General features: G+C 61.6%; 15 protein-coding genes. 9 read left to right on the top strand and 6 right to left on the bottom strand.

What is annotated here, in order from left to right; all coding sequences use genetic code 11:
• The first annotated feature begins 309 nt into the window (after positions 1-309).
• From cobU to LUB09_RS02775, 7 genes are all read left to right on the top strand, one after another.
• Entirely contained in the window at positions 310-831 is a 522-nt protein-coding gene (gene cobU / locus LUB09_RS02745; protein ID WP_231421565.1) for a bifunctional adenosylcobinamide kinase/adenosylcobinamide-phosphate guanylyltransferase, read from the top strand.
• Positions 828-1,883 (top strand): nicotinate-nucleotide--dimethylbenzimidazole phosphoribosyltransferase, encoded by a 1,056-nt coding sequence (gene cobT / locus LUB09_RS02750; RefSeq protein WP_231421566.1) that lies wholly within the window; start codon positions 828-830, stop codon positions 1,881-1,883. The genes cobU and cobT overlap by 4 nt, the downstream gene beginning before the upstream one ends.
• Entirely contained in the window at positions 1,880-2,455 is a 576-nt protein-coding gene (gene cobC, locus LUB09_RS02755; protein ID WP_231421567.1) for an alpha-ribazole phosphatase family protein, read from the top strand. The genes cobT and cobC overlap by 4 nt, the downstream gene beginning before the upstream one ends.
• A gap of 2 nt (positions 2,456-2,457) precedes the next feature.
• Positions 2,458-3,186, top strand: coding sequence for an adenosylcobinamide-GDP ribazoletransferase (locus LUB09_RS02760; RefSeq protein ID WP_231421568.1), 729 nt, complete (start codon positions 2,458-2,460; stop codon positions 3,184-3,186).
• Between the two features lie 42 nt (positions 3,187-3,228).
• Positions 3,229-3,633, top strand: coding sequence for a MarR family winged helix-turn-helix transcriptional regulator (locus LUB09_RS02765; RefSeq protein ID WP_209983523.1), 405 nt, complete (start codon positions 3,229-3,231; stop codon positions 3,631-3,633).
• A 54-nt stretch (positions 3,634-3,687) separates the two neighbouring features.
• Complete coding sequence (locus tag LUB09_RS02770; RefSeq protein ID WP_416195169.1) at positions 3,688-4,896, top strand: MFS transporter; 1,209 nt, start codon at positions 3,688-3,690, stop codon at positions 4,894-4,896.
• 151 nt (positions 4,897-5,047) lie between these two features.
• The gene (locus LUB09_RS02775; RefSeq protein WP_231421569.1) at positions 5,048-5,599 is read left to right on the top strand and encodes a glutathione peroxidase; all 552 of its coding nucleotides are present in this window, start codon (positions 5,048-5,050) and stop codon (positions 5,597-5,599) included.
• Positions 5,600-5,664: 65 nt separating this feature from the next.
• Here LUB09_RS02775 and LUB09_RS02780 read toward each other — a convergent pair whose 3' ends face one another.
• From LUB09_RS02780 to LUB09_RS02790, 3 genes are all read right to left on the bottom strand, one after another.
• A complete protein-coding gene (locus LUB09_RS02780) occupies positions 5,665-6,942 on the bottom strand; it encodes an OmpP1/FadL family transporter (RefSeq protein ID WP_057010350.1) in 1,278 nt (425 codons plus the stop codon).
• A 548-nt stretch (positions 6,943-7,490) separates the two neighbouring features.
• Positions 7,491-7,715, bottom strand: coding sequence for a hypothetical protein (locus LUB09_RS02785; protein WP_003175353.1), 225 nt, complete (start codon positions 7,713-7,715; stop codon positions 7,491-7,493).
• Between the two features lie 443 nt (positions 7,716-8,158).
• Positions 8,159-8,464 (bottom strand): hypothetical protein, encoded by a 306-nt coding sequence (locus tag LUB09_RS02790; protein WP_209983520.1) that lies wholly within the window; start codon positions 8,462-8,464, stop codon positions 8,159-8,161.
• Positions 8,465-8,922: 458 nt separating this feature from the next.
• Between LUB09_RS02790 and LUB09_RS02795 the strand changes: the two genes are divergently transcribed.
• Together LUB09_RS02795 and rmuC are read left to right on the top strand one after the other, a co-directional pair.
• Entirely contained in the window at positions 8,923-9,246 is a 324-nt protein-coding gene (locus LUB09_RS02795; RefSeq protein ID WP_209983518.1) for a sel1 repeat family protein, read from the top strand.
• 175 nt (positions 9,247-9,421) lie between these two features.
• Positions 9,422-10,786 carry a DNA recombination protein RmuC gene (gene rmuC / locus LUB09_RS02800; RefSeq protein WP_231421633.1) on the top strand — a complete coding sequence of 455 codons (1,365 nt, stop codon included), beginning with the start codon at positions 9,422-9,424 and terminating at the stop codon, positions 10,784-10,786.
• 124 nt (positions 10,787-10,910) lie between these two features.
• Here rmuC and LUB09_RS02805 read toward each other — a convergent pair whose 3' ends face one another.
• The 3 genes from LUB09_RS02805 to LUB09_RS02815 form a co-directional block, all read right to left on the bottom strand.
• Positions 10,911-14,381 carry a hybrid sensor histidine kinase/response regulator gene (locus tag LUB09_RS02805; RefSeq protein ID WP_231421570.1) on the bottom strand — a complete coding sequence of 1,157 codons (3,471 nt, stop codon included), beginning with the start codon at positions 14,379-14,381 and terminating at the stop codon, positions 10,911-10,913.
• 100 nt (positions 14,382-14,481) lie between these two features.
• Complete coding sequence (locus tag LUB09_RS02810) at positions 14,482-14,865, bottom strand: YbaN family protein (protein WP_231421571.1); 384 nt, start codon at positions 14,863-14,865, stop codon at positions 14,482-14,484.
• A 20-nt stretch (positions 14,866-14,885) separates the two neighbouring features.
• Positions 14,886-15,473: a UPF0149 family protein gene (locus LUB09_RS02815; protein ID WP_231421572.1), complete on the bottom strand. Its 588-nt coding sequence runs from the start codon at positions 15,471-15,473 to the stop codon at positions 14,886-14,888.
• Positions 15,474-15,558: the final 85 nt, after the last annotated feature.

Consider the following 15,558-nt stretch of genomic DNA (forward strand, 5'->3'; position numbering starts at 1 on the left):
CAAAAGTAACCAAAAGGCTCTCGCCCCACCACTCGGCACCTCGCTTAGGCTCGGTGTGCCCGAACACAGGCTTGAATCCGTGGGCCGCCGCGATGGGCCATCCATGGCCCAGCGCGGCTAACCCGGCGTCCTGCCGGGTTGCCCACGGATTCAAGCCTGCGTTCGGCCAGCGTGGTTTTACGGGGCGCCTGAGATCAAAAGCAAAATCAAAAGCCAGCTCAAAAGCTGATGTGCTTTTCTGTGGCAGCGGGCTTGCCCGCGATGGCGGCCTGACAGCCAAACAATTTCAGCCAACCGAAGGTGCCATCCATGCTTGAACTGATCCTCGGTGGCGCTCGTTCCGGCAAAAGCCGTCTCGCCGAAAAGCTTGCCTGCGACAGTGGCTTGCCGGTCACTTATATCGCCACCAGCCAGCCGCTGGACGGTGAGATGAATGAGCGGGTTGCCTCGCATCGCCAGCGTCGACCCGAGCATTGGGGTTTGATCGAAGAGCCCATTGAGCTGGCGCGTGTCCTGCGCGACAACGCGGCAGTGGATCGCTGCCTGTTGGTGGACTGCCTGACCCTGTGGCTGACCAACCTGCTGATGCTCGAGGACGCAGGGCGCCTGGCGTTCGAGCGCGATCAACTGCTGGACACCCTGGCCTCGCTGCCTGGGCAGATCATTTTTGTCAGCAACGAGACCGGTCTGGGTGTCGTGCCGCTGGGCGAATTGACTCGCCGCTATGTGGATGAAGCCGGTTGGCTGCATCAAGCCCTGGCCGAGCGTTGTCAGCGTGTTGTTCTGACCGTCGCCGGCCTGCCCCTGACTTTGAAAGGTACTGCGTTATGAGTGACACCTGGTGGCTCAACCCGTGTAAGGCGATTGACGCCTCGGCGTACGAACAAGCCCTGGCACGCCAGCAGCAATTGACCAAGCCGGCCGGTTCCCTTGGCCAACTGGAAGCGCTGGCGGTGCAATTGGCGGGGTTGCAGGGACGGGTCAAACCGTCGGTGGATCGGCTGTGGATCGCGATCTTCGCCGGCGATCACGGCGTGGTTGCCGAAGGTGTATCGGCCTTTCCCCAGGAAGTGACCGGGCAGATGCTGCACAACTTTGTCAGCGGCGGCGCGGCCATCAGTGTGTTGGCGCGCCAGTTGGATGCGCAGCTGGAAGTGGTCGACCTCGGCACCGTCACGCCTGCGTTGAAACTGCCCGGCGTGCGTCATTTGAATCTCGGCGCGGGCACGGCGAATTTCGTCAAGGGCTCGGCGATGACTGCGGCCCAGGGCAGGCAAGCGCTGCAAGCCGGCCGCGATAGCGTGCTGCGCGCCGTGGAGAGCGGCGCGCAATTGTTTATCGGCGGCGAGATGGGCATCGGCAACACCACCGCCGCCAGTGCGTTGGCGTGTGCCTTGCTCGATTGCCCGGTGACAGACCTGACCGGCCCGGGCACGGGGCTCAATGCCCAGGGTGTCAGCCACAAAGTGGCCGTTATCGAGCGCGCGCTGGCGCTGCACGCCGGGCAACGCGGTGATGCGCTGCAGACGCTGTTCAACCTCGGCGGGTTTGAGATCGCGGCGTTGGTCGGCGCGTATCTGGCCTGTGCCCAGGAGGGCGTCGCGGTGCTGGTGGACGGGTTTATCTGCACCGTCGCGGCGCTGGTTGCCACGCATCTGAACCCGCCGTGCCGCGACTGGCTGCTGTTTGGCCATCGTGGCGCCGAGCCAGGGCATCGCCACGTGCTGCAACGCCTCGACGCCCAGCCATTGCTGGACCTTGGCCTGCGCCTGGGCGAAGGCAGTGGCGCGGCAACGGCGGTGCCGCTGTTGCGCCTGGCCTGCGCGCTGCACGGGCAGATGGCGACCTTCGCCGAAGCGGCCGTGGCGGACCGTCCTGCATGACCTTGCACCTGGACTTGCTGCGTCACGGTGAAACCGAATTGGGCGGTGGACTGCGCGGCAGCCTGGATGACGCGCTCACCGCCAACGGCTGGACGCAGATGCGCGCCGCCGTGGTCGAGCAGGGGCCCTGGGACCGCGTAGTCAGTTCGCCGCTGCAACGCTGTGCGCGTTTTGCCGAGGAGTTGGGTGCACGCCTCGACCTGCCGGTGAGCCTGGAAAAAGACCTGCAGGAGCTGCACTTCGGTGCCTGGGAAGGGCAGAGCGCGGCGGCACTGATGCAAACCGATGCTGAAGGCCTGGGCCTGTTCTGGGCCGATCCGTATAACTTCACCCCACCCGAGGGAGAGCCGGTCAGCGATTTTTCCGACCGCGTACTTGGTGCGGTCTCACGCCTGCATCAGGCCTATGCCGGTGAGCGCGTGCTGTTGATCAGCCACGGCGGGGTGATGCGTTTGCTGCTGGCCCGCGCGCGTGGCCTGCCCCGCGAGCAGTTGCTGAACGTCGAAGTCGGCCACGGCGGGCTGTTCAGCCTGCGCGTCGGCGCAGGCGGTGTATTGAAGGAAGACATCTGATCATGTTGCCGTTCTGGATCGCCCTGCAATTTTTGAGCAGCCTGCCGATTCGCCTGCCGGGCATGCCGCAACCCCAGGAGCTGGGGCGGTCGTTGCTGTTTTATCCACTGGTGGGTTTGCTGTTCGGGTTGCTGCTGTGGGGCTTGAACAGTCTGTTGATGGGCGCACCGCTATTGCTGCACGCCGCGCTGCTATTGACTGCGTGGGTATTGCTCAGTGGCGGCCTGCACCTGGACGGCCTGGCAGACAGCGCGGATGCCTGGCTCGGTGGCTTCGGCGACCGCGAGCGTACGCTCAGCATTATGAAAGACCCGCGCAGCGGGCCGATTGCCGTGGTAACCCTGGGCCTGGTGTTGCTGCTCAAGTTCGCGGCGTTGGTCGCCCTGATCGAGCAGCACAACGGTGCGGCCTTGATCCTGGCGCCGCTGATCGGGCGCGCCTCGATGCTGGCGCTGTTTCTCACCACGCGCTATGTGCGGGCAGGGGGATTGGGCCAGGCCTTGTCAGATTATTTACCGCGCGTGGTGGGCCAGCAGGTGCTGATCCTCAGCGGTTTGGCCTGCCTGCTGATCGGCGGTTTCAGTGGCGGCATCGCCGTGCTGCTCGCAGCGCTGTGCTTTATCGGCCTGCGCCGGCTGATGGTCAAGCGGCTCGGTGGCACCACTGGCGATACGGCCGGCGCCGTGCTGGAGCTGCTGGAAGTGGCGGTGCTGGTCGGGCTGGCTTTGTAACACTTTCTTGCATTTGCTCAATCGCGGGTATATACACGCTCCATGCTTGCCTCCCAATGTTTATGTATCAACCTGCGTCGCGCCGCTCGTGGCGTCAGCAGGCACTACGACGGCGCCCTCGACGGCTTCGGGATCAACGTCGCCCAGTATTCACTGCTGTGCAACCTGCAGCGGCTGGATCAGCCGAGTATTTCCAGCCTGGCCGATGCCATGGGCCTGGATCGCAGCACCCTGGGGCGCAATCTGCGGGTGCTGGAATGCGAAGGCCTGGTGCAGTTGGTCGAGGGTAGCGACCTGCGAAACCGTCTGGTGATGTTGACCGATGCCGGTACAGAGCGGCTGGCTGCCGCGTTGCCGGCCTGGGAAGCGGCGCAGCAGAAACTGATTGACCGACTGGGCGCCGACAAGCGCGAAACCCTGTTGGCCTTGCTGGACGAACTCGCCTGAGGGCGGGTTCGTTCGACGATAAGCGGGTATATACCCGCGAGCGGAGAATAAGAAATGACCTCGATGTGGCGCACCAGTGGCTGGGTTCTTGTGGGGAGTGCGCTGATCCTGGCGTTGTCTTTGGGCGTGCGTCATGGCTTTGGCCTGTTTTTGTCGCCGATGAGCGCCGAATTCGGCTGGGGCCGTGAGACCTTCGCCTTCGCCATTGCCTTGCAAAACCTGATCTGGGGCCTGGCGCAGCCGTTCACCGGGGCCCTGGCCGACCGCTTTGGCGCGACCAAAACCGTGTTTGTCGGCGGCGTTCTTTACGCCGTGGGCCTGGTGTTGATGGGCTTGTCCGATTCGGCGTGGTCGCTGTCATTAAGCGCGGGCCTGTTGATCGGCATCGGTCTGTCAGGCACTTCGTTTTCGGTGATCCTCGGTGTGGTCGGGCGTGCGGTGGCCCCGGAAAAACGCAGCATGGCCATGGGCATTGCCAGCGCCGCCGGGTCTTTTGGCCAATTCGCCATGGTGCCGGGCACCCTGGGTCTGATCAGTTGGCTGGGTTGGTCGGCCGCGCTCTTGGCACTGGGCTTGATGGTGGCGCTGATTCTGCCGCTGGTCAGCATGCTTAAGGACAGGCCGCTGCCGGTACTGGTCGGCCAGCAGACCCTGCGTGAAGCGTTGCGGGAAGCCTGTTCCCACTCCGGCTTCTGGTTACTGGCTTTTGGTTTCTTTGTCTGCGGTTTTCAAGTGGTGTTCATCGGTGTGCATTTGCCCGCCTACCTGGTGGACCAGCATTTGCCGGCCACGGTCGGCACCACCGTGCTGGCGTTGATTGGCCTGTTCAATATCTTCGGCACCTACACCGCCGGTTGGCTCGGCGGGCGCATGTCCAAGCCGCGCCTGCTGACGGGGTTGTATCTGTTGCGTGCGGTGGTGATCGCGCTGTTCCTGTGGGCGCCGGTGACCCAGGTCAGCGCGTACCTGTTCGGCATGGCCATGGGGTTCCTGTGGCTGTCCACCGTGCCGCTGACCAATGGCACGGTCGCGACGCTGTTCGGTGTGCGAAACCTCTCCATGCTCGGTGGGATTGTGTTCCTGTTTCACCAGCTCGGCTCGTTCCTCGGCGGGTGGTTGGGCGGGGTGGTCTATGATCATACCGGCAACTACGATTTGATCTGGCAGGTGGCAATTGTGCTCAGCCTGATCGCTGCAGGCCTGAACTGGCCGGTGCGCGAGCGGCCGGTGGCCAGGCTGCAGGCGCAGATGGAGGCCGCATGAGCGGGACAGCAAGGTCGTTGGTGATCGTCGCCGGCATCGTCCTGTTGCTGATGGCCTGGTGGGGCTGGCAACGTGGAGGACTGGCGTTGATGCAACTGGGTATGTCGATCTGTTAAGTTCGGGCTCTGAATTTTTTATAGGACATTTCCACATGCACATGCGCTGGCTTGCAGTTCCCGTGTTGATGGCGGCTTTTGGCGGGGTGGCGATGGCTGCCGAGTGTCCGCCGCTGCTCGAAGGGCAACTGCCCAAGTTGCGTGCGAAAGAATCCATCGACCTGTGCCAGCGCTTTGCCGGTAAACCGCTGGTGATCGTCAATACCGCGAGCTTTTGCGGGTTCGCGCCGCAATTCAAAGGTCTCGAAGCCTTGTACCAACGCTACAAGGGTCAGGGGCTGGAAGTGATCGGCGTGCCATCCGACGACTTCAAGCAGGAAGCCAAGACCGGCGAGGAGACCGCCAAGGTCTGCTATGTGAATTACGGCGTCACGTTCACCATGACCGAGCCGCAGCCGGTCAGGGGCGCGGACGCGGTGCACCTGTTCAAGGTGCTGGCGCAGCAAAGCAACGCGCCCAAATGGAATTTCTACAAGTACGTGGTGGACCGCCAGGGCAAGGTCATCGCCGACTTTTCCAGCCTCACCAAGCCCGACAGCCCGGAGTTGATAGATGCGGTCGAAAAGGCAATCGCCTCCAAACCCTGATGGGCGCCCATTGAAAAGCCCCGCCTCCCTTGCAGGAGAGCGGGGCTTTTTTATGCCGCTGTGAATCAGAAGCGGTAGGTCATGCCCAGGCCGAAACCATTGGCACTGTTTTCATACTTGGCGTTGTAGCTGGCCAATTGGTTGGAGCGTGCAACCTTGACGTCCTCTTCCTTCAGGTAGGAGTAGGCCACGTCGACAGTCATGTTCGGCATCACTTCGTAGCCAAGGCCCAGGCTGAAGATGGTGCGGTCGCCGGTCGGGATGCGCGGCGAGCGATCCGTGTTGTTGGTCGGCGACTGGTCGAACGTCAGGCCGGTACGCAGTACCACCTGTTTGGTCAGCTGGTAAGAGGTACCCAAGGCGTAGGCCCAGGTATCGTGCCAGTTCTGGTCTTCCTTGATGGTGCTCACCAGGGCTGGCGCCAGTGCGCCGCCGGTAGCGCCGCTCACGCCCTTGTTTTCGACGGTGATGTCTTTCAGACGGCTCCAACGGGTCCAGGTCGCGCCCGCGTAGAGTTTCCACGCGTCGGTCAGGTCCTGGGTGACCGACAGGTCGTAGGACTCAGGGGTGTCGATCTTCAGCGACGCATCGTAGCGATTGCTGCGCAGGAACGGCGAAGTCGCAGTCGGTGCGGTGACTTCGGTATGGCCATCGAGCTTGTAGCTGACCTTGGAGTGATAGGTCAGGCCGACACGGGTGGTGTCGGTGGCTTGAACCAGCACGCCGACGTTGAAGCCCAGTGCGGTGTCGTCACCCTTGATCTTGATATTGGTGTCCGGCGCGGCAGGGTTCAGCGTCAGGTCCGATTCCAGGGTGCCGGCGATGCGGTTGATGGTCGGGCCAAAACCTACGGAAACGCGATCATTGAAGGCGTAGCTGACGGTAGGCTGCAAGGTGATGACTTTTACTTCGCTTTTGCTGCCAAAGCCACGGCCCTGGAAGCCGCTTTCGTAATCGGTCACCAGGCCGAACGGTGCATAGACGCCGAAGCCGACCGCCCATTGATCGTTGAGTTTATTGGTGTAGAAACCGAAAGGAACGCCAGTGAAAGGCACCATATCGCCTTTGTTGCTGCCGCGGGAGCGGCCACTCACGTCGCTGATGTCGGTGGAGGCGTCGATGGCTGCAGCGCCACCCGTGACCTGCTGGCCTTGCAGGCGTGCCATACCGGCAGGGTTGCCGTAGACAGTGCTTGCATCATCGGCAGAAGAGGAACGACCGGCGAAACCCGTACCCATCCCGCTGACGCTCTGTTCGTTCAGCGCGAAACCGCTTGCGAACAGTTGGGAAGAGGCCATGGCAACGGCGAAGCTAAGTGTGGTCTTGAGCATTACTTTTTTCATTATTAGAACTCCGTGGTGATCACCGTTGCGGAAAGTATCAATAAATTTAACATCGCGCTATAGGCTGTAATGCAGGAGATAGAGGGGTTTTGTAGGACAATCCGACCATAATTTCCGTTATTTGACGAATCTTGCAAATTCCCCGGTCGGTGGGGGCTCATGATTCATTGGCGAAACACCGGTTTACCGGGCTTTGCTCACCATGCGTAGTCCGCTTTGAGCATGAAATATTTATTTTCAGATACGTGTCACCCGTCGATAAGGCTCACTTACGCTTCAATCAGCGGGGATGGTCGACGACGCCTGAGCGGGGAGGGCTTGGCAGCAATGAATCGAAGCTCAGGCTCGCCGAAAGCGGATCATGCCGCTCGAGTTGAAGTGTAGTGTGATATTCGTGATGTAAAAGGCTGTTTTTAAAACATCTTCTTCATTCAGTTATAACGGTTATATCTATTCGAACTGAGGTCGAAATCGCCGAGTACAAATCGCGGGCAATAAAAAACCCTGTTTTTCAGACAGGGTTTTTGCGTTTCAGCGACTCGGGTCGATCAGGCAACCAGTGCCTGACGGGTACGCTCGATCACGGCCTGCAGCGGTTCTGCGCTGGAGTATTGATCGGGGTACAGGCGTTCGCTGTGACGCGCGATGCCGTGTTCGTTGACCAGGGTGAAACTGAAGCAGCCTTTGCGAGCGGCCATGATCAGGCAGTTCATTGGGGCAAAAGCGTTGGTGAGGGTGCGGATGGCATCCTGAGTGTGGATTTGAGCGTTCATATTATGGGTGTTCCTACAAATGACACGGTTTAAGAACCGTGCAACGTTAAAACGTTCCAGTAACGTTGATCACCATTGATCAAACGAAGAACCTGACTGGAACAAAGCCGCCAGTTTGAAGCGCTGATAATTAGGCGCGCTTGGGCTGGCAGGTAGGTACTTAGGAGGGCAGGCAACACAACAAGGGCAAAGGTTCTGGGCCCGGGGTGAAGATCCTGATCAATCTGCAGGTTGGTTCGGTCAGAGTATGGAAACTTCGCGACACCCTTTGCTTGTTCAAAGGCTGTGTCGTCGCAAGCGATACCTGGAAACCATCGAGGTGGTCGATCCCGCATTGTTCAGGGGATTTGTTCGACCAGAATTGACTTTCAGCTTGGTACTAACGCCGCGGATAGTAATGGATCGAAACACGAAAGGAAAGCCCGTTGGCAAAAAAACTTCATTCAGCCGCCAAGCAGTCCGCGATACACCAGCACCGTAATCGCCGCCGCCAGCGAGCAGCCCAGCGCGTAGGTGGCCAGGGTCAGCCGCAGTGACTGGCCTGCTTCGACCACCTTCATCACATCCCCCATGTCATTGATCCGGCCCTCACCCAGCTCAATGCACAGGCTCAATGCCGTGAACGCCGCAGACACCAGAATGGCGATGGCGAACAATGCGCCGTCGGGGGAGGGCAGCGCCGCATTGATGCCCAGAGACGTTGCGCAGATGGCCAATAACAACACGGCGAATAACAGCATTCCTTTCATGTATCCGTACACCGATGCGCTGCCAGGTGGGGCAGTGTGGCGACCGGAAAGGCATTTGAAAAGTCCCGCTTTCGCACCTTCGGTAACATTTGCGCTGGTTGACGACTCAAAAAATCACGCCCATATAGCCGGATGATTGCAACTTGTGCACATTGGTTGCAGCCTGTGTCGTGCTGCCGGTACTTGCACTCCGGGGCCGCCATTTGCCTGCAATGAAAATTTAAGTCAATGAAAAACATCGCTTTTTTTTATTGGTGAAAAAATCGTCAGTTTGACTGCGGCCCCCGTTCCATGGGGCTTTGCGCAAGTTAAAGCACGGTTGTCCACTGAGTTATCCACAGCTTCTGTGGATTGTCCCAGGCGCTTGCTCTAGCACGGGCGTGCAGGTTTATTTCAGCTTTACCTGCACGAAAAAAAGAGTAGAGTGGCGCGCCTTCCGATCTGTCCCACAGTGCTTTATGAAGTTTCGCTCAGTATCATCTTCTGTTACCGATACCTCCCAGACTGTTACCGCACCCAGGCGCTTCTCCCTGAAGGTCGCCTTGTGGCTGCTCGATAGTCCACGCCTGGGGCATCACACCAACGTCAAGCACTTTGCCGGGCGTTTGCTCAAACAGCCGGCCCGCGCAGGCGTGGTGGCTGCGCAGAGTCGCCTGGGCGAACTCATGTGCCGTGAATGCGGGAATGCCCGCGACCGTCGCATCGGCCACGACCTGCTGCGCCTGGCCGCCCGCGCCGGCGATCGCCGTGCCCTGCGCGAATTGGCCCAGGTCGAAGACTGAGCTGTCCTCCAGCCCTGCGCTTGGTTAACCTTGGTCTTTTTCGGTGACGGCAAATATGGCTATGGCTTTTGACTGGACCAGCCTCGCGCTGGGCCTCGCGGGCGCCGCGGTGCCGTTATTGGCGCTGTGTTGGCAGCTTCAGCGGCGCCTGACTGCGCGCACCACCGGCTGGGAACTGCTCGAAGAACGACTGGCCACCGCGCAACTGGCCCAGGAAGGGCTTGCCGCCCAGCTGGACGCCAGCCGCGATGAGATCAGCGACTTGAGCCACGCCAACGCGGCCAAGCAGGCGGATCTGGCGGCCGTGCGTCGCGAGGTCGAATTGCTGCAGATCGATCGCGATAATGCCCGCGATACCGCCCACGCCTGGAATCTCGACCGTAGCGCCAAGGAAGCCGAACTGCGCCGCCTCGACGCCCTGGCGGCCGCCTTGCGCGCCGAGCTGCGCGAGCAACAGGACAGCCACCAGCAACGCCTCACCGACCTGCAAGGTTCCCGGGATGAGCTGCGTGCGCAATTCGCTGAGCTGGCCGGGAAAATCTTCGATGAACGTGAGCAGCGCTTCGCCGAAACCAGCCAGGAACGCCTCGGTCAGTTGCTCGATCCGCTCAAGGAACGCATCCAGTCCTTCGAAAAGCGCGTTGAAGAAAGCTACCAGAATGAGGCCCGTGAACGTTTCTCCCTGGCCAAGGAGCTTGAACGCCTGCAGCAATTGAACCTGCGCCTGTCGGACGAAGCCACTAACCTGACCCGCGCCCTCAAGGGTCAGAAAACCCAGGGCAACTGGGGCGAGTTGATCCTTGAGCGCGTGCTGGAGCATGCAGGCCTGGAGAAGGGCCGCGAGTACCAGACACAAGTCAGCCTCAAGGGTCCGGACGGCGAGCGTTTCCAGCCGGATGTGCTGATCATGTTGCCCGGCGACAAGCAGGTGGTGGTCGACTCCAAGGTCAGCCTGACCGCCTACCAGCAGTATGTGGCGGCGGATGACGAGGTGATCGGCCAGGCGGCGTTGAAGCAGCACGTGCTGTCGCTGCGCAATCACGTCAAAGGCTTGGCCGGCAAGGATTACAAACGCCTGGAGGGTTTGCACAGCCTGGACTTCGTGCTGTTGTTCGTGCCGATCGAGGCGGCTTTTTCGGCGGCCTTGCAGGCCGAGCCCAACCTGTTCCAGGAAGCGTTCGACCGCCACATCGTGATCGTCAGCCCCACCACCTTGCTCGCCACATTGCGCGTGATCGACAGCCTGTGGAAGCAGGAGCGTCAAAGCCAGAACGCGCGGGAGATCGCCGAACGCGCCGGGTGGCTGTACGACAAGTTCGTGCTGTTTATCCAGGACCTGGATGAAGTGGGCAACCGGCTGCAGCAGTTGGATAAGGCTTACAGCGCAGCGCGCAACAAGCTTACGGATGGACGCGGAAATCTGGTCAGCCGCACCGAGCAATTAAGGCTGCTCGGTGCCCGCGCCAGCAAAAGCCTGCCGGCCGATTTGCTCGAACGCGCGATGACCGACTCTGATGGCGTGGCGCACGTCCCCGAATAAAAACGCAGCCCCAGTGTGGGAGGCGACTTGCTCCCGATAGCGGCGGGCCAGCTACGTTTTGGTTGGCTGAGCGACTGCAATCGGGAGCACGCCCCCTGCCACATTTTGACCGAGTGAAGCAGGCTTACAGCGGCAGGTGCCGGCTTAACAGCGCCCGCAGCGCTGCAGGTTTTACCGGCTTGGCGAGGTAGTCCAGCCCCGCTGCGTGAACTTCGGCGACTGTCTCTGCACGGCCATCGGCGCTGATCACCACGCCGGGAATCGGCTCGGCCAGCTGCGCACGCAACCAACCCATCAGCCCGGTGCCGGTTTCGCCGTGGTCCAGGTGATAGTCCACCAACACCAGTTGCGGACGTACGCCGTCGGCAAGCAAGACGGCGCATTGCGCCTGATCGGCGGCGGTCCATACTTCGCAGCCCCACCGGGTCAGCAGGCTGCGCATACCGATCAGGATGCTGTCTTCGTTGTCCACGCACAGCACGCGCGCGCCACTCAGCGGTTGGCCGGTTTCCTGCGGCGCCTTGATCGGTGGGCTGGCTTGGTTGCGCGCCAATGGCACGCGCACGCTGAACACGCTGCCTTTGCCCGGCCAGGAGCGCACGCTCAGGCGGTGGCCCAGCACCCGGCACAAGCCATCGGCAATCGCCAGGCCCAGGCCCAGGCCTTTCTCGGCGCGGGTCTGGTGGCTGTCCAGGCGCTTGAACTCCTCGAAAATGACCTTCTGTTTATCCAGCGGAATGCCCGGGCCACGGTCCCACACCTCCAGGCACAATTCCCCGCGACGCCGGCGTACGCCCAGCAGCACCGGGCCTTCGGCATAACGGAATGCATTGGTCAGAAAATTCTGCAAAATCCGCCGCAGCAGCTTGATGTCACTGTCGACTCGCAGACGGCTACCGCGCAGACGAAAGCGCAAGCCTTGCTCCTGAGCCAACGCCTTGAACTCGGCGCCAAGGGTGTCGAACAGTTCGTTCAGTACAAACGGCTGACGCTGCGGGTTGATCTTGCCGTTTTCCAGGCGCGAAATGTCCAGCAGGTCGCTGATCAGGTCTTCAGCCGAACGCAGCGAACTGTCCAGGTGCTGCACCAGTTGCCGGGCGTCGCTCGAAAGGCCGTCGTGCTGATGGGAGAGGGCGGCGGAGAACAGACGTGCGGCGTTCAAGGGCTGCATCAGGTCATGGCTCACTGCGGCGAGAAAGCGGGTTTTCGACTGGCTGGCAGACTCGGCCACGCCTTTGGCGTCGGTGAGTGCCAGGTTGAGTTGCGACAGTTCATGGGTGCGCTCGGTCACCCGTTGTTCCAGCCCTTCATTGGCCTCGGTGAGGGCCTGCTCCGCTTCGCGGAACGCGGTGATGTCGGTGAAACTCATGACAAAGCCGCCGCCCGGCATCGGATTGCCGATCAGCTCGATCACCCGGCCATTGGGAAACAGACGCTCGGAGGTGTGCGCACGGCCCTGGCGCATCCAGTGCAGACGTCGCGCCACATGCACCTCGGCCTCGCCCGGGCCGCACAGGCCGCGTTCGGCGTTGTAGCGAATGATGTCGGCAATTGGCCGGCCCACGCTGATCAGCCCGTCCGGGTAGTTGAACAGCTCCAGGTAACGGCGGTTCCAGGCCACCAGCTTGAGTGACTGATCGACCACGCTGATGCCCTGGGTGATGTTCTCGATGGCGCCTTGCAACAGGGCCCGGTTGAACTGCAGCACTTCCGAGGCTTCGTCGGCGATTCGGACGACGTCCTCAAGCTGCATTTCCCGACCTTCAATGGCAGCTTTTACCACGGCCCGCGTCGACGAGGCGCCGAGTACCCCGGCCAGCAGGCGTTCGGTGTGGGCGATCCAGTCATTGTCGGCATTCTGGTTGGGGTTGAAACCTTTGCCCTGACGATAGGCGAAGCGGATGAAGCTCTGCTGCGCGCGTTCCTCACCGACAAAGCGCGCCGCCAGGCTGAGCAGGTCGCTGATCTGCACCGACAGCATGGAGCGCGCGCTGGCACGCTGGCTGGTCTCCTGGCCGATAAAGCGGCCGGCCTGCCAATGCTCGGAAACCCGGGTGCGCGACAACATCGACACCCACACGAACAGAGTGAAGTTGCCTGCCAGGGAAAACACCGTGCCGAGGGTCAGCGAGGTGACGGACAACCCCAGCGGGTGCGAATGCAGCCAGGTCATGCCGGGGAAAATGCTGAAGGACCAACCGAGACTTTTCGCGGTCACCGGTAGGACCAGGGTGTAGAACCACAGGAACGTGCCCGCCGCGAGGCCTGCAAACACGCCACGCCGATTGGCCTGCTTCCAGTACAACGCGCCGAGCATGGCGGGCGCCAGTTGGGTCACGGCGGCAAAGGCGATCTGACCGATGGTGGCCAGGCTGGCGGTGGAGCCCAGCAACCGATAGCTGACATAGGCCAGCAGCAGGATGATCACAATGCTGACCCGGCGCACCGAGAGCATCCAGTGGCGGAACACTTCGAACGGCCGCTCGGCGCTGGAACGGCGCAGCAGCCAGGGCAGCAGCATGTCGTTGGACACCATGGTCGACAGCGCGATGCTGGCCACGATCACCATGCCGGTGGCTGCCGAGGCGCCGCCGATGAACGCCAATACCGCCAGCGCCGGATGAGCTTCGGCCAGGGGCAGGCTGATCACGTAGGAGTCGGGCAATACCGAGCCGGGCAGCAGCATCTTGCCGCCCAAGGCAATTGGCACCACGAACAGTGCGGCGAGGATCAGGTACGCCGGAAACACCCATTTGGCCAGGCGCAGGTCCTGCGGGTCGATGTTCTCGACCACTGTGACGTGGAACTGCCGTGGCAGGCAGATGATCGCCATCATGGCGACGCCCGTCTGCACCACCATCGACGGCCAATTGATGGTCTCTTTCCAGTATTCCTCCAGCCGGGGCGCGAGCATCGCCTGGCTGAACAGGTCGTCGAAGCCGTCATACAAGCCGTAGGTCACAAACGCGCCGACCGCAAGAAACGCGAACAGCTTGACCAGCGATTCGAATGCAATCGCCAGCACCATCCCTCGGTGGTGTTCGGTGGCGTCGAGGTTGCGGGTGCCGAAGACGATAGTGAACAGCGCCAGCACCAGTGAAACCACCAGCGCCGTGTCCTGGGCGCGGGTGCCGGTGGTGTCGGCGCCAGAGCCGATCAACAGGTTGACCCCCAGCACGATGCCTTTGAGTTGCAGCGCGATATACGGCAGCACGCCGACCAGGCAGATCAATGCAACCACCACGGCCAGCGACTGGGATTTGCCATAACGGGCGGCGATAAAGTCGGCGATGGAGGTGATGTTTTCCTGCTTGCTGATCAGCACCATCTTTTGCAGCACCCAGGGTGCCAGTACCAGCAACAGCACCGGGCCCAGGTAGATCGGGATGAATGCCCACAGCTGTTCGGCCGCCTGGCCGACGGCGCCGAAGAACGTCCAGCTGGTGCAATACACCGCCAGCGACAGGCTGTACACCCAGGCGCGCACACGTGGTGGCAATGGCGCGCGACGGCGGTCACCGTAGAAGGCGATGGCAAACATAATGGCCATATAGGCCAGGGCAACGGCGGCGATCAGCCCGCTGGACAGCGTCATGTTAACTCCGAGCACAGGAACACCCAGGCAGACCCGGCCCGGCGGGACAGTCTCGCATGATGCAAGGGGTTAGTCAGTGTCGACCAAGGTCGCCCCTCGATCACCTCGGTGGCAGGGTTTTCTGACGCAGGATGTAAACCGTTACCAGCACGGCGCTGGTCAGCATGAACCCGCGCGCCCAGGGCGAGGGCACCAGGTAGCAGGATACGCCGATACTCAGCCACATCAGGCCGATGGCGTAGACCTTGCCCTTGAGCGGGATGCCATTGCCGTCCAGATAGCCTCGAATCCACGGGCCCAGTTGCGGGTGTTCCACCAGCCAGCGGTAGAAGCGCGGAGAGCTGCGTGCGAAGCAGGCGGCGGCGAGCAGGAGGAACGGTGTGGTGGGCAGCACCGGCAGGAAAATGCCGATCACCCCCAGCGCCACGCTGATCCAGCCGATGGCCAGCAGCGTATAGCGCAGGAGCGGCGAGCGATTGCCCATGCGTGTCACGGGCAAACCACTCAGTGGTGGCGAGGCTTGAGAATCGCCGGCTTTTCGTCAGGCGCGTTGCACAGCAGGTACAGCGCGGTGAGGGCTTCCGGGATCTGTACGATCATGTCGTCCATCAGATTGGCGTCGGCGGCGATGTCGGAGAATTCAGCTTCCTCCTCGAACAGGCCCGAACCGACCATGATTGGCAGCAGCATCTCGCTGACTTCTTCTTCGGCAGATTCGAACCAGGCGGCTTCACGCAGGAACACGCCTTCCATGAAACCGATGCACCAGCCGCGCAGGTCGGAGTCATCCGGATCTTCGCCCAGGTCCAGCTCGCACGGCAGCTCGAATTCCTCGTCGGAGGCCAGTTGGCGACCGATGTGAGCCTTGAGGGCCACCAGGGTGGATTCGATTTCTTCGCGGTGGGCGTCGTCGGTGTAGTGAGGCTCTTCAGCGAACAGCGCGTCGATCCATTCACGGTCGGGGACGACGTCGGCGCAAATCGACAGGGCGGTCAGGTAGCCGTGGGCGGCCACGTAGTCCAGCGCCTCGTCATGCAGCTCATCGGCGTCGAGGAAGGCTTGCAGGCGGGTTAGTTGCTCAGCGAAGGACATTGAAGGACTACCTTGGGAATAAACGATGCTGAATTCTAGGCTTTCTTGAGCGCCCAGGCCAGCCGCACTGCATATTTGCCAGGTT

Origin of the sequence: Pseudomonas sp. Leaf59 (assembly GCF_920984685.1) — a bacterium.
Classification (GTDB): Bacteria; Pseudomonadota; Gammaproteobacteria; order Pseudomonadales; family Pseudomonadaceae; genus Aquipseudomonas.

Coding starts and splice junctions, on each gene's coding strand:
- cobU (WP_231421565.1), top strand. CDS start 310: ATGCTTGAACTGATCCTCGGTGGCGCTCGTTCCGGCAAAAGCCGTCTC.
- cobT (WP_231421566.1), top strand. CDS start 828: ATGAGTGACACCTGGTGGCTCAACCCGTGTAAGGCGATTGACGCCTCG.
- cobC (WP_231421567.1), top strand. CDS start 1,880: ATGACCTTGCACCTGGACTTGCTGCGTCACGGTGAAACCGAATTGGGC.
- LUB09_RS02760 (WP_231421568.1), top strand. CDS start 2,458: ATGTTGCCGTTCTGGATCGCCCTGCAATTTTTGAGCAGCCTGCCGATT.
- LUB09_RS02765 (WP_209983523.1), top strand. CDS start 3,229: ATGCTTGCCTCCCAATGTTTATGTATCAACCTGCGTCGCGCCGCTCGT.
- LUB09_RS02770 (WP_416195169.1), top strand. CDS start 3,688: ATGACCTCGATGTGGCGCACCAGTGGCTGGGTTCTTGTGGGGAGTGCG.
- LUB09_RS02775 (WP_231421569.1), top strand. CDS start 5,048: ATGCACATGCGCTGGCTTGCAGTTCCCGTGTTGATGGCGGCTTTTGGC.
- LUB09_RS02780 (WP_057010350.1), bottom strand. CDS start 6,942: ATGAAAAAAGTAATGCTCAAGACCACACTTAGCTTCGCCGTTGCCATG.
- LUB09_RS02785 (WP_003175353.1), bottom strand. CDS start 7,715: ATGAACGCTCAAATCCACACTCAGGATGCCATCCGCACCCTCACCAAC.
- LUB09_RS02790 (WP_209983520.1), bottom strand. CDS start 8,464: ATGAAAGGAATGCTGTTATTCGCCGTGTTGTTATTGGCCATCTGCGCA.
- LUB09_RS02795 (WP_209983518.1), top strand. CDS start 8,923: ATGAAGTTTCGCTCAGTATCATCTTCTGTTACCGATACCTCCCAGACT.
- LUB09_RS02805 (WP_231421570.1), bottom strand. CDS start 14,381: ATGACGCTGTCCAGCGGGCTGATCGCCGCCGTTGCCCTGGCCTATATG.
- LUB09_RS02810 (WP_231421571.1), bottom strand. CDS start 14,865: ATGGGCAATCGCTCGCCGCTCCTGCGCTATACGCTGCTGGCCATCGGC.
- LUB09_RS02815 (WP_231421572.1), bottom strand. CDS start 15,473: ATGTCCTTCGCTGAGCAACTAACCCGCCTGCAAGCCTTCCTCGACGCC.